Below are 12,976 nucleotides of genomic sequence, written 5' to 3' on the forward strand. Positions count from 1 at the left end.
ACTTCGACACCCCAATAAATGAAGGCCGTGGCGCTTGAAAAACCGAGCTCCACGGCCTTTGTCGACTTAGTTCATTTTGAACTCGCAGCAATATTTCACTAATTCGACCTCACCGCTTGACAGTGAGCTAAGACACACATAATCTATTTGCAACGGCGTTGCATTCAGCGCAACACGTATATTCTTCTCCGGCGATTCCCATGAATCCTCGCAATCCTTCTGATTGGGCCGGCTTCCCTTGACACTTCATTTACTCCAAGGAGCCAACACCATGACCGCCTCAAACATCGCCACGAATGTTTCCGAACTGGCACGCCTGAAGACCCTGCACAACGGCGTGAAGCAGCAGCTCACTTTCTCGGACGCAGAGTTCGAACGCCGCTTGACCGGCCTGCGTCAGATCATGGCAGCAAAGTCCCTAGACGCTGTCATCCTGACCAGCTACCACGGCATCAAGTACTACTCGGATTTCCTGTACACCACCTTTGGCCGTAACTACGCACTGGTAGTCACCCAGTCCAACTCCACCACCGTCACCGCGAACATCGATGCTGGCATGCCATGGCGCACCAGCTACGGCGAGAACATCGTGTACACCGACTGGAAGCGCGACAACTTCTTCTACGGTCTGCAGGAAGCACTGAAGCGCGACGGAGTGAAGGCCTCGCGCATCGGTGTGGAAGATGACTTCCTGCCAGGGCTTACCCGCCAGCAGATCCAGGCAACCTTTGACGGCGCCACCTTGGTGGATGTCTCGCAGGACGCCATGCGCCAGCGCATGATCAAGTCGGCCGAGGAAATCGAGGTCATCAAGCACGGTGCGCGCATCGGTGACCTCGGCGGCGAGGCCATCAAGGCTGCGATCCGCGAGGGCATCAGCGAATACGAGGTCGCGTTGATCGGCACCGAGGCTATGGTGCACGAGATTGCGAAGACCTTCCCGCACCGCGAAGTGCGCGATACCTGGGTCTGGTTCCAGTCCGGCATCAACACCGACGGCGCCCACAACTGGGCCACCACCCGCAAGCTTGAGCGCGGGGACATCCTCTCGCTGAACTGCTTCCCGATGACTTCGGGCTACTACACCGCGCTGGAGCGCACCTTGTTCCTTGGAGAACCAGATGCCCGCAGCTTGGAACTGTGGAACGTCAACGTCGAGGTCCACAAGCGTGGTTTGGAACTGATCAAGCCAGGTGCAGTCTGCAAGGACATCGCCGCAGAGCTGAACGAAATCTTCATCGGCCACAACCTGCTGCCTAACCGCACCTTCGGCTACGGACACTCCTTCGGCGTGCTCTCGCACTACTACGGACGCGAAGCCGGTCTTGAACTGCGCGAGGACATCGACACCGTGCTGGAGCCGGGCATGGTCGTCTCGATGGAACCAATGATCACCGTCGCCGACGGCGAGCCAGGTGCCGGCGGTTACCGCGAGCACGACATCCTGGTCATCGGCGAAGACGGTGGAGTCGAGAACATCACCAAGTTCGGCTTCGGACCGGAAAACAACATCATCGACGCCTAACCGCGTGAGGTAGCCATGGGGTGGGTCTTATAGCACTTGACCCACCCCATGGGCATTCTTTCTATAGTCTTGCAGCAAGCACGGGCGCTGCTCCAAAGTCCTGACGCCAGATGTTTGGACACTCCGTATTTCTTCCGCGGCAACGTAGCCAAGAGCCCGAGCCGCTTCCCTGACCGAGGCGATTTCTGATGACCCAGCACAATGAAGTGACATCATCGACAACACCGGCCGCGCTGAATGACAGTGCGCCAGCAGCAGACACCATAGATCCCCAAATCCGACGCAAGGTCGTTGCGGCCAGCTTCATCGGAAACTTTGTGGAATGGTTCGACTACGCAGCCTACGGTTATCTGGCCGTCACCATCGCTGCAGTGTTCTTCCCCGAGTCGGCCCCTCAAACAGCTTTGCTGCTGACTTTTGGTCTGTTCGCTATTTCCTTCTTGGTCCGCCCACTGGGCGGATTCGTCTGGGGCCACATCGGCGACCGTATTGGACGACGCGAAGCACTTAGCTGGTCAATCCTGCTGATGTCCGGCGCGACCTTCGCCATTGCCCTGCTGCCTGGATATCTGACCATAGGTATTGCCGCTCCCCTGCTGCTGCTTGCGCTGCGGTTGGTCCAAGGATTCTCGGCATCTGGCGAATACGCCGGAGCTTCCGCTTTCCTCGTCGAATATGCTCCAGCCAATCGCCGCGGACTCTACGCCGCGGTTGTCCCCGCCAGTACTGCGGCTGGGTTGCTCCTTGGATCGCTCATGGCCGCTTTGCTCACCGGGCTTCTGGATCCGGAACAGATGCAGAGCTGGGGGTGGCGTATCCCGTTCCTGCTGGCTGCACCTATGGGCCTGATTGGCCGTTACATCCGAACCAAGCTAGAAGATTCGCCGGTATTCCTCGAACTTTCCAAGGATGAGAGCGCATCAAAGACGCCCGTTTCTTCACTTTTCCGCAACCATTGGAAACAGCTTCTCCTCGCAGCTGGCGCAGTCCTTCTCAATGCGGTTGGGTTCTATGTCATTCTCAGCTACATGCCCACTTATCTTTCCCAAGAGCTGGGCCTGGCCAGCTCATTGGCGTATCTCGCCACGACGGTAGCGCTGGCAACATATATCGGATTCATCTTCATCACCGGAATGCTCTCTGACCGTTTTGGCAGACGCCGTGTACTGATGACTGCATCGGTTCTCTTCATCCTGTTTACGGTTCCGGCATTCATGTTGCTCGAAACGGGAAGCTTCGCGATGATCCTGCTCGTGCAAGTTCTCCTGGGAGCGATGCTCACGCTCAATGACGGGACTCTGCCAAGCTTCCTTGCAGAGATGTTCCCCACCCGTGTCCGGTACTCGGGATTTGCGGTCTCTTTCAATCTATCCAATGCACTGTTTGGCGGTACCGCTCCGTTTGTCGCAACGTTGCTCATCGCTTCTTCCGGCAGCGTGCTCGCGCCGGGCTGGTACTTGATGGGCGCAGCTATCGTGTCACTCGTTGCCGTTGCGCTCTCCGTCGAAACCAGTAAGAAGCCGCTGACCTAGAAATTCTTGCGACTAGGATAAACAGGAACGCCACCGGTCAGTAAAGAGGGAAATAATGACTGCATCACAAGACACCGAAGACGACATGCCACGCGGGGAACAAGAGCGAACCGCCGATAATCGCGGCGCTTCGGTCATCGTTAATGTCATCGATGTGTTGCGGTGCTTCACCGTCGAGCGACAACTAGTAGGTGTCACCGAAATCGCGGCCGAAGTGGGACTGCACAAATCCAGCGTGTCTCGGATTCTTGCCACCTTGGTGCAAGAACGGGTGGTGGAGCGTGATGAGCCGACACGTAAGTTCCGACTTGGGCTCGGCTTGATCGCTATTGCCGGACCGCTTCTAGCCAATCTGAATGTGCGTCAAGCCGCTTACCCACCGCTGAAATATTTGGCCGAGAAAACCCAGGAGACCGCGGTACTCAACATTTGGGACGGCAATGAATCCGTCTCGGTAGAACAGATCCCTTCTCCTCGACCGGTCAAACACACCTCTGCGATGGGAAGTCGGTACGACACCGGGGTAAGCGCCACAGTCCAATTATTCTTAGCCTACGAATCCCCCGAGCGTACGCGCGAGCTAATCGCGTCGGGAAATATTCAACTGCCCGAGCAACTCGGCGCTGAGCAATTCCTCGAACGCATCAGTGTGGCCCGTACTCAGGGCTACGCGGTGAACTACGGCGAAACTTCTACCGAAGAGGTCGGCGTCGCGGCTCCGGTCTTTGATCATCGCGGAGACTTGGTGGCCTGCGTGCTTATCGCCGCTCCGTTCTATCGAATCACTCCTAAGATTCTTGAGGAACTCATCGACTCGTGTGTAAAAACCGCACAGAAAATTTCCTTGCGTATGGGCTACGCACATCAGCCTGCCTAGCGCCTGCCAAACCGGGAGAACAGCAATGCTTGAGAAACGTGATGCCCACGGCTTCACCTACCGCTTACACGAGGGTAGCCAAATGGTGATGCACCATCATTTTGCTGGCCAGACCGGGATGCCAGTTGCAATTCAAACGTGGGTCATCCCGCCCGGTGGTTTTGAAGGTTCGCACCAACACGGCGAAGACGCACAGTTGGTCGAGTTTTATCAGGTTCTGGAAGGTACCGGACGCATGCACGTTGGCACACAGACCTACGAGGTAGGTCCTGGAGATTCGGTGCTCGCTGGCCCCCAAGACGTACATGAACTGATAAATACCGGCAGCACCGAGCTTCGGGTACTGGTGGTGTGGGGCCCGCCGGGCGAAACAGACTTATCGCCCTACGGGTCCCACCAGATTTCACAGCGACTGCGTGCTGAACTACCCGAATAATTACTGGGCAGGAATTCGCCTGTGCAATTCCTTCACGATGGCCTCATGCAGGCTCTTGAGCTCATCGTTACTTAGCGTTGAGGGGTCTAATAGGTCCCCTGATTGCTTACCTTCTTGTTCGGATCCCGAGTTCTGGCCGGCGTCGGAGGAACACCGAAGCTTCTCACCTGCGGCGCTCAATAAGCATGAAGATCCGTCGGCGTTCAGCTGGACACGATAATTTACGTTCTGCTTCTGACCGATACTCGCATGCCACACCCCTTCGCCACCCGGAACGATCTCCATCACTGTCATCCCGGTGGCCCAGTCGCTGAGCGAGGAATAGTCCGCCTTGATCTTGTCTGCGGTCGCCGCATTTGATTGCCGAGGAGTTTTCAGCGTATGCAGTGTGACGTTCGCGTTGCTTCCGGCACTGACCTGCGAGCTGTCCAAGACTGCCACCTGATCGATGGTGCGAGAGGAGGCACGTGAGGTAAAGGGTGAGAAGAAACCGTAGTGCTGTTCACCGTAGCTCAGACTGAAGTTTGAATGGCTGTCCAAATTTGTGTCATCTTCATCCTTAGGCTCATCGGTAATGCCGGTGGACTTCAAGATTCTGGTGGTCCACCAATTTCCGTTGAGTGTCTCCAATGACTTGTTCACGCGCCGCGATTGAGAAATTGAGATGGCGGGACCAGGCAGCTGTCCGGTAGCAACATCCTTTTTGTATTCCAAGGCATCGGTTTTTCCGTCGTAGATCACCACTCCTGCAGGAACATCATAAGGAGCTAGCCAATTGCTGAGCTTGGTGACCGGAACGACGATTTGAGGACTCCCATTATCGCAATATGCCCAGACATCGTCTTTTTTGGCGATGAGCCCACTGTCGATTGAAGCTATAGCCCGCGTCAGGCTATTGCCGAAGATTCCGTCCATCCGTTTATTGGCTTCGGGACTAAAATCGCAACGCTCGCCCTTAGCCTGCCCGGTGAGCGCGAGTTTCTGCACGATGGCCGTCTCATATCCGGGGCGGAAAATCCCACGACGCTCGACAAGTGTCGAGTAGCTATTATCCCCAGCCAAGTAGGTGGTTGCGCTAATGTCGCCCACGGTGCCGGAGCTATTGGACGAAGCTTGGCGTTCAGCGACTAGATAAGGTGCACGCAGTCCGGTCTGCGGAAGCAGCTCTTCTTCGGGCGAAACTTCTTTCACCGAATCGCGCAAGGCAACTTGCGAAGACCAATGCGAGGCGAACGCCACCGGAATGGCCAGCAAGGCAATGACTACTCCGAGCTTCAAAAGCCATTTTTTCGTTCCAAGGCCAATCAAGATAAGCAGAATGCCGACGACGGCTAACGCTAGTTTCAGTCCACCGCCGAAGATGATCCCGGTGAACAACCTCGCCCTGGTCAGCGGGTCCAATAGTGGAAGGGCCAAGATGGCTAGGACAAAAATGCCGAAGATCAGCGACAGTGCGCGTTTCACTGAAAATATTCCTTACGACTGGACAAAAGAAGTGTCTCAGCAATAATTCCACAAGTCACCCTGTAATCAGTAATGCACCAACTCTTTTATAAAAATAGTTCCGCCCGCAACTAAAGGTTGCGGGCGGCTGCAGTTAGAGCTCGGCTAAGTCCACCGACTGATCGGTGAGCCGCTCTTGATCAATGCTCCGACCAAGCAACCCACGCAGGGTGTCGTTCACATCCCAAATATTCACGTTCATCGCCGCGGTGACTTTGCCTTCGCTCAACCAGAAAACAATGAACTCCCCCGTCTCGGTATCGCCGCGAACCACGCTGATATCCTCGGGTGCTGAATAGCCCACGTATTCCATACCCAGATCAAATTGATCGGTAAAGAAATACGGCGCCCAATCATAATTTTGGTCTTGGCCGAGTAGGGTTGCGGCGGCAAGTTTGCCCTGCCGGATCGCGTTATCCCAGTGTTCTACCCGAAGCTGGCGACGCAGGGAGGTATTGAAGGCTTCGGCGATATCCCCAATAGCTAAGATCTTTGGATCAGAACTGCGCAATGAAGCATCAACGATTACCCCACGCTCCGTTTTAAGTCCTGCTTCGTGGGCTAGCTCGATATTAGGTACTGCTCCAATGGCTAGCAACACCACATCGGCGCGACTAGTTCCGGCGCTACTGACCACTTCCAGATGACCATCGGTTTCTTGGATCGAATCAACTCGAGTAGAAGTGCGCACATCTACCCCATTACGTTGATGCAATTCGAGCAGGTGATGTCCGAACCGGTCGCCAAAAACCTTGGCTAGCGGAACCTCGTCCGGGGAATATACGGTGACTCGTGCACCACGCGAACGTGCGCTGGCGGCTACTTCCATACCAATCCAGCCCGAACCGATTACCGCTAGTTGGGTATCTTCGCTCAAGGTTTCGCGTAGTGCCTTAGCTTGTTCCACGGTACGCAACAGGTGGACACCGGGCAGATCATGGCCTTCGAAAGGCTGCTTTCCACCAAGATTCGGGCGGGCTCCGGTGGCCAAAACCAGTTGGTCATAGTCGACGGTGTTGCCATCGCTCAGAGTCACCTGCTGGTTTTCGCGGTCAATTTTTTCGGCCCGTACCCCGAGGTGTAATTGCACGTTGTGTTCTTGGTACCACTGCGCCGGTTTGACCGTAAAGTCCTCGAGCTTGTCGTTGCCTTGCAAGTACCCCTTGGACAGCGGAGGTCTTTCATAAGGAAGTTCTTGTTCCTGGCCGATCAGCGTAATCGCTCCCGTATGCCCTTGCTCGCGCAGTTCATTCACGGTCGTGGCGGCGGCAAGGCCCCCACCAACGATGACTATTGAATCCTGTCCCATTGAACACCCCTTAGCTTCTGTCAGTGGTCAATAGCTCGCCCCTGACAGTGATTAGTGCTGTCACCTCGATCCTCACACCCCGATACCCCTGTTGGCAAGATCAGTCCATCTCAGGTGCCCCAAATGACAAAACCGGCGAACCGCGCGCTCAATGCGCGCAGCTCGCCGGTTGGGCAGGGCCTACCCCTTCGGGGTGTTACTGCTCGTCACCTCGTTTACGGAACGTCTTGGCGCCGTTTTCATCGCGGCGGCCAAAAACTCCCTTGGTACGCGAAACCCGGTAGTCGATGCGGTCATCAACGTAGCGGCGAAGTTCTGGCTGATCCTCCAAGGTGCCCCAGAGCTCGTCGGAGATGTGTTCGGTAACCCGATCCAACCTGACCTTCTGCTCACTGAGCTCTAGCGCGCGGTTTTCGTAGCGCAGCCCCTTAATCGTGGCCACCGCCATCAAAATCAAGATGATACTGAATGGCAATGCCGTGGCCAGAGAGCCAGCCTGAAGTGTCTCGAGACCACCGGCGATCAACAAGGCCGCGGCCAGAACGCCTTCAAGCGCCGCCCACAAAATTCGTGACCAAGTTGGCGGGTTCGGGTGTCCGCCGGAGGCGAGCATATCCACCACCAGCGACCCGGAGTCTGAAGAAGTAATGAAGAAGATCGCGACCAAGATGATTGCCATGACGGACAAGATTGTTCCGAACGGCAGATCCCCCAAAATCTGGAACAAGGATCCTTCGGCGGAGACTGCGCCGTCCTGAACCATGTCGCCGGCTCCAAAGAACTGGCGGAACAGACCTGATCCGCCCATTACGGAGAACCAAAGGAACCCCACAATGGTCGGTACCAGCAGCACTCCGGTGACGAACTGACGCACGGTGCGTCCGCGTGAAATACGGGCGATGAAGATACCGACGAACGGGGCCCAGGCGATCCACCAACCCCAGTAGAAGACCGTCCAGCTGGAGAACCAGGTTTGCGATTCTTCGCCCTGCTGGAATGCTCCTACGTCGAAGGTCATGCTCATTAAGTTAGCTAGGTACACGCCGAAGGACTGGACGAAGTTCTGGAACAAGAACAAAGTTGGGCCCAGCAACAGCACACTAATCATCAGCAAGCCCGCCATGGATAGATTGATATTCGACAGCCACTTGATGCCTGCGCCAAGACCACTGACCACGCTCATGGTGGCCAGGAATGTGATGACCACGATCAATATGACAAGCAGCGTATTATCTACCGAATCCACCAACCCTATGGCTTTCATACCCGAGCTGATCTGTTGCACGCCCAAACCCAGCGAGGTGGCCACACCGAAGACGGTGCCAAAAATGGCCAGTACGTCGATCACGTCGCCGAGCCAGCCCTTGACCCGATCGCCGAGCAACGGTTCCAGTGCCCAACGGATGGAGACCGGACGGCCACGACGGTGGATTGCATAGGCTAAGGCGAGCCCGATGACCGCGTAGATGGCCCAAGGATGCAGTCCCCAGTGAATAAAGGTCTGAGCCATGGCCAGTCCCGCGAGTTCTGATTCGGTGCCTTCCCAACCTGGTTTGGGGTCCACGGTTGCGTACGTCAGCGGTTCCCCTACACCGTAAAACACCAGACCAATGCCCATGCCGGCGGCGAAGAGCATCGCGAACCAGCTGAACAGACCGTATTCGGGCTTCTCACCATCGTTGCCTAAGGTAATCCGTCCTAGTTTGGAGAATCCGATGGCGATCACAAGCGCCACGAAGCCTCCGACGATCAACATGTAGTACCAGCCCAGATTCGTCACAATCCAGTTCTGGACCGCATTGAAGACTGTATCGGCCACGTTAGGAAAGATTATGGCGAAGGCCGCCACGGCGACAATTACGATCAGTGCTGGCCAGAAAACTGCCGGGGCGATCCCACCCTTGCCCAGGCGCACACCTTGTCGGCGGAGCTTAGCCGTAATTTCTGCGTCGGTATCATCCTCCGCAATATGCATGTGCACCGGGATCGGCGCAGTGTGTGGTGAGTCCTCCAGTGGCTCGTCCATGCCCTGCACATCATTCGTTTCGGGAGGTTCAACCTCGTCTATATTCTTTGTCATCCTCATCATTCCCTCGCTACGACTGCTGCACTTATTTCAATACCCTTGCCTGCATCCGATGCAGAAACAAGGGGCTTCTTGGTACTTAGGTCCCATCGACGGCACCAGATTCGCTGAACCGGCAGATACTTTACTTACCGACACACAGGCTCGTATGCATTACATCAGATCTCCATCCTACTGATCCCAAGTGAAAGATGACTTGGCGCTTTGTTAATATTCGGAATCTAGGGCGGCCATCTTCTCACCTTCCACGGTACGCAATTTCAGCGCCGCCCACACACCTTTCGACGAATTTGGACATCAGAATATTGAGCATAAATTTATTCAACTGCTCGAGGTGATCCGCGATATATGGTCCAGCAAGCGGACGCGATTCTCCGGCCCGTGGCAGCTACACGTTGCTGCGAAGGAAGACCGAAAATTTCCAAACTAAAACATGGTGGCAGAGACCTAATGGCCGGTACAGTGCTAAGTACCCACAGCTTCGGCAATGGTTTTTGCGGTAGTTCCTCGGAGCTGGAAGATGACCCGATCTCGAAGGAGTCGACCATGTTCACCCCAGAGGTTCCTTTTCTCCGTTCTGGTGCCATTGCTATCCCCGGCCGTTACGTGCTGGTCTTTGATTCGCCCGAGCACCTCGATTCACCGCCTATGGGAATCCGTACGTTGACCGAAGATGTGCCACAGATCCTCGAATCCCAAGGTTATGGTGTCACCGAATACTTCCCACGTCTTGGTATCGCCGTGGTGAGCAGCGAAAATGATCAGCTTGACGAATTTCAGGCCCGTTGCGCCAGTGAGCGGATGCCAGCGCGGGTGGTTCCGGAGATGATTTACTACGCGTTGACTGACCAGCCGGTAGCACCGTTGCCAACGACTTATGAAGACACCGACAAGTTCACCTGGGGCTTGCAGGCAGTACGCGCAGCCGATTCCAAATACACCGGCGCCGGTATCAAGGTTGCCGTGTTGGACACCGGCTTCGATTTGGCTCACCCAGATTTTGTCGAACGCACGGTGGTCTCTAAGTCTTTTGTTGATGGCGAGGATGCTCAGGACGGGCATGGCCACGGTACCCACTGCATCGGTACCTCTTGTGGCCCGCGCACCGTGGCAGATGGCCGCGGTTATGGTGTGGCCTCGGGTGCAGAAATCTACGCTGGCAAGGTGCTCGGGTCCAATGGGTCCGGTTCCGACGCGACTATTCTGGCAGGAATCGATTGGGCTCTGGAAAACGAATGCCAAGTCATCTCAATGTCTCTTGGCGCCGATGTGCAGCAAGTTCACCCTCCCTATGTGACCGCCGGGCGCCGAGCTTTGGAACTTGGTTCACTGATTATCGCGGCGGCAGGTAATAACGCCCAGCGTTCCCAAGGCAATCCGGGATTCGTCGGGGCCCCGGCAAACAGCCCATATATTATGGCCGTCGGCGCCTTGGACAACACCTTAAACATCGCCGATTTTTCTGCCCGTACCCTGCCCGGTCGTGGTGGCCAGGTCGATACTTCCGGTCCTGGCGTGAACATTTACTCTTCGTGGCCGGGAGCCGAACGCTACAACACCATCAGTGGCACTTCGATGGCTACTCCACATGTGGCAGGCATTGCCGCGTTGCTCGCAGAAGCTACCGGCTTCCGCGCCCGCGAGCTCTGGGCCGAGCTGGTTCAGGAAGGCCGTCGCTTGGAGTTATTCTCCGTGGACGTGGGCTCCGGGCTCACCCAAGCACCTCCACCAGCCACGGACGCAGGAGCCTAACCATGAATCAGGCCTCACCGGATTCGGTATCGCATACCTATATCGTGACGGTCACCGCGACCTACACCGCCCAGATGGAGCAGGTAGTCAGCTCGCTTGAATCCTCAGGACTGCGGGTAAATAAAGTGCTCAATACTTTGGGCCAGGTGATCGGGCACGGCAATGAACAGTTGCGCGGCCAGCTCGAACAAATTGAAGGAGTGCAGTCGGTAGATGAGGATAAAGTTTATCGTCTGCCTTCCCCCAAAGACCCACTACAGTAGGCATTGACCTCAGCATTTCCAGCATGACGCGCACCGGTGGTGCGCGTCGCTGAGTTGCGCTTCAGGGCAAGTCAAGGCCACCTTGCATCTGCATGAAAGTCCTAGACGTGGACGCGGATCGGTGCTGAATTAAGAGCTATGAGACAGTACAACGTTGGCTATTTTGTCGGTTCGCTAGCCACGAAATCCATCAACCGTACGTTGTCCAAGGCCCTGATCAAATTGGCCCCGGAAAACCTGAGCTTCACCGAGATCCCGATTAAGGATCTACCGCTGTACAGCTACGACTACGACGAAGATTTCCCTGCCGTAGGTAAGGAACTCAAAAGCGCCATCGAAGCTTCAGACGGGCTGCTCTTCATTTCCCCAGAATACAATCGCTCCATTCCAGGCGCATTGAAAAATGCTATCGATTGGGCGTCACGTCCATGGGGTACAAATTCGTTCGCCGGTAAACCCAGCGGACTTGTCGGAGCCTCCATGGGAGCCATTGGCACCGCCGTCATGCAGTCCTCAATGCGTAGCGTGCTCAGTTTCTTGGATTCACCTCAGCTGAACTCCCCCGAGGTCTATCTAGCCTTTAATCAAGAGGACTTTGATGTTGAAGGCAATGTACTGAATAAATCCACCTCGGATTTTTTGAAGCACTATATGGGTGAGTATGCCGGGTTCGTAGCCCGCGTGCTTGATGCAAATGCCGAAGGACATATCGGGGATCTCAGTCCACAGCACGGATAAGTAGGTTCACCGCGAACCCATTGGTCAGTCTGCATCGGTAGTACGAGCAACGTGGATCCTTCTCTACCTGCTAGTCAAACCGTGCAGAGTCCAGCTTATCCAACGAACTCTTTTGAAAGATAGCGATCAGTGTTAGATCTGCTGAGCTTCAATCACGAGCTACTGGTGAAACGAGAAAATCCCAACATCACTCGCAAAAGTGATGCCGGGATTTTAATCTGTGGAGGTAAGGGGATTCGAACCCCTGACCTTCTGCATGCCATGCAGACGCGCTACCAACTGCGCCATACCCCCAGATGAAGGTTTGATTCCCGCGATCTTTTGGACCGGTGAACCGAGATATAACTCTACCGGAGCTTGTTGAAGAATTCCAAATCGGATCATAGAGAGGCCAGTCATAGCAACTCTTCCCATAGCTGGTTCCCGGTGGAAGAATGTGCATGGTGGACTTATCGGTCCAACAAACTTCGGCGAAAGGCATTGCCCCAATGACTACTGCTATGACTCCTTACTTGGTATTTGGTGGTGTCGCCCGAGAAGCGATGGAGCATTACCATTCGATTTTTGGTGGCGAATATTCCGCCATGACCTTTCAAGAAGGCATGAATGACGGCAACCCTGCCACCGCCGACCTAATCATGCATTCTTCATTATTCGTCGATCGTGGATTGCACCTGATGGGCTCCGACGCCCCCATTGAAATGAACGTGACCGGCAACGGCACCATCGCACTCAGCAGTGATGCCACCGACCCTGCCGACGAATCAAAACTCACCGGATGGTGGGAGAAGCTCTCGGTTGATTCGCGTATTGATGAACCACTGGCCAAGGCTCCGTGGGGAGATTCCTTTGGGATGCTCACCGACAAGTTTGGAGTGCGCTGGATGTTCAACATCAGTGCGGTGCGAAGCGAAGAAGGCTAACTAGCAGCTCAGGTAATGCGAGGGGCGAGGAT

At 55.5% G+C, this 12,976-nt stretch carries 11 protein-coding genes and 1 tRNA gene; 8 read left to right on the top strand and 4 right to left on the bottom strand.

All coding sequences use genetic code 11. The features are described from left to right. Positions 1–271 precede the first annotated feature (271 nt). The 4 genes from CIK74_RS09275 to CIK74_RS09290 all read left to right on the top strand — a co-directional run bounded on the left by CIK74_RS09275 (position 272) and on the right by CIK74_RS09290 (position 4,370). Entirely contained in the window at positions 272–1,525 is a 1,254-nt protein-coding gene (locus CIK74_RS09275; RefSeq protein ID WP_096255803.1) for an aminopeptidase P family protein, read from the top strand. A gap of 188 nt (positions 1,526–1,713) precedes the next feature. Next, complete coding sequence (locus CIK74_RS09280; protein WP_096255805.1) at positions 1,714–3,057, top strand: MFS transporter; 1,344 nt, start codon at positions 1,714–1,716, stop codon at positions 3,055–3,057. A gap of 55 nt (positions 3,058–3,112) precedes the next feature. Continuing rightward, positions 3,113–3,934 (top strand): IclR family transcriptional regulator, encoded by an 822-nt coding sequence (locus CIK74_RS09285; protein WP_240520507.1) that lies wholly within the window; start codon positions 3,113–3,115, stop codon positions 3,932–3,934. A 25-nt stretch (positions 3,935–3,959) separates the two neighbouring features. After that, the gene (locus CIK74_RS09290) at positions 3,960–4,370 is read left to right on the top strand and encodes a cupin domain-containing protein (RefSeq protein ID WP_096255806.1); all 411 of its coding nucleotides are present in this window, start codon (positions 3,960–3,962) and stop codon (positions 4,368–4,370) included. Here CIK74_RS09290 and CIK74_RS09295 read toward each other — a convergent pair whose 3' ends face one another. From CIK74_RS09295 to CIK74_RS09305, 3 genes are all read right to left on the bottom strand, one after another. Then, complete coding sequence (locus tag CIK74_RS09295) at positions 4,371–5,834, bottom strand: hypothetical protein (RefSeq protein ID WP_229676931.1); 1,464 nt, start codon at positions 5,832–5,834, stop codon at positions 4,371–4,373. Positions 5,835–5,967: 133 nt separating this feature from the next. Further along, complete coding sequence (locus tag CIK74_RS09300) at positions 5,968–7,182, bottom strand: FAD-dependent oxidoreductase (protein WP_096255808.1); 1,215 nt, start codon at positions 7,180–7,182, stop codon at positions 5,968–5,970. Positions 7,183–7,378: 196 nt separating this feature from the next. Beyond that, positions 7,379–9,208 carry a BCCT family transporter gene (locus tag CIK74_RS09305; RefSeq protein WP_240520509.1) on the bottom strand — a complete coding sequence of 610 codons (1,830 nt, stop codon included), beginning with the start codon at positions 9,206–9,208 and terminating at the stop codon, positions 7,379–7,381. Between the two features lie 606 nt (positions 9,209–9,814). On the opposite strand from CIK74_RS09305, the gene CIK74_RS09310 reads away from it, so the two are divergent. The 3 genes from CIK74_RS09310 to CIK74_RS09320 all read left to right on the top strand — a co-directional run bounded on the left by CIK74_RS09310 (position 9,815) and on the right by CIK74_RS09320 (position 12,021). Beyond that, positions 9,815–11,020 carry a S8 family serine peptidase gene (locus CIK74_RS09310; RefSeq protein ID WP_096255842.1) on the top strand — a complete coding sequence of 402 codons (1,206 nt, stop codon included), beginning with the start codon at positions 9,815–9,817 and terminating at the stop codon, positions 11,018–11,020. A gap of 2 nt (positions 11,021–11,022) precedes the next feature. Next, positions 11,023–11,283 (top strand): hypothetical protein, encoded by a 261-nt coding sequence (locus CIK74_RS09315; protein WP_096255811.1) that lies wholly within the window; start codon positions 11,023–11,025, stop codon positions 11,281–11,283. Between the two features lie 138 nt (positions 11,284–11,421). Beyond that, positions 11,422–12,021, top strand: coding sequence for an NADPH-dependent FMN reductase (locus tag CIK74_RS09320; protein ID WP_096255812.1), 600 nt, complete (start codon positions 11,422–11,424; stop codon positions 12,019–12,021). 221 nt (positions 12,022–12,242) lie between these two features. Here CIK74_RS09320 and CIK74_RS09325 read toward each other — a convergent pair. Then, positions 12,243–12,315: transfer RNA gene (locus CIK74_RS09325), tRNA-Ala, on the bottom strand. A gap of 194 nt (positions 12,316–12,509) precedes the next feature. Between CIK74_RS09325 and CIK74_RS09330 the strand changes: the two genes are divergently transcribed. Next, complete coding sequence (locus CIK74_RS09330) at positions 12,510–12,944, top strand: VOC family protein (protein WP_096255843.1); 435 nt, start codon at positions 12,510–12,512, stop codon at positions 12,942–12,944. Positions 12,945–12,976 lie beyond the last annotated feature (32 nt).

Origin of the sequence: Glutamicibacter sp. BW77, from assembly GCF_002332285.1 — a bacterium.
Taxonomy (GTDB): Bacteria; Actinomycetota; Actinomycetes; order Actinomycetales; family Micrococcaceae; genus Glutamicibacter; species Glutamicibacter bergerei.

Coding starts and splice junctions, on each gene's coding strand:
- CIK74_RS09275 (WP_096255803.1), top strand. CDS start 272: ATGACCGCCTCAAACATCGCCACGAATGTTTCCGAACTGGCACGCCTG.
- CIK74_RS09285 (WP_240520507.1), top strand. CDS start 3,113: ATGACTGCATCACAAGACACCGAAGACGACATGCCACGCGGGGAACAA.
- CIK74_RS09320 (WP_096255812.1), top strand. CDS start 11,422: ATGAGACAGTACAACGTTGGCTATTTTGTCGGTTCGCTAGCCACGAAA.
- CIK74_RS09280 (WP_096255805.1), top strand. CDS start 1,714: ATGACCCAGCACAATGAAGTGACATCATCGACAACACCGGCCGCGCTG.
- CIK74_RS09290 (WP_096255806.1), top strand. CDS start 3,960: ATGCTTGAGAAACGTGATGCCCACGGCTTCACCTACCGCTTACACGAG.
- CIK74_RS09300 (WP_096255808.1), bottom strand. CDS start 7,182: ATGGGACAGGATTCAATAGTCATCGTTGGTGGGGGCCTTGCCGCCGCC.
- CIK74_RS09315 (WP_096255811.1), top strand. CDS start 11,023: ATGAATCAGGCCTCACCGGATTCGGTATCGCATACCTATATCGTGACG.
- CIK74_RS09310 (WP_096255842.1), top strand. CDS start 9,815: ATGTTCACCCCAGAGGTTCCTTTTCTCCGTTCTGGTGCCATTGCTATC.
- CIK74_RS09330 (WP_096255843.1), top strand. CDS start 12,510: ATGACTACTGCTATGACTCCTTACTTGGTATTTGGTGGTGTCGCCCGA.
- CIK74_RS09305 (WP_240520509.1), bottom strand. CDS start 9,208: ATGGACGAGCCACTGGAGGACTCACCACACACTGCGCCGATCCCGGTG.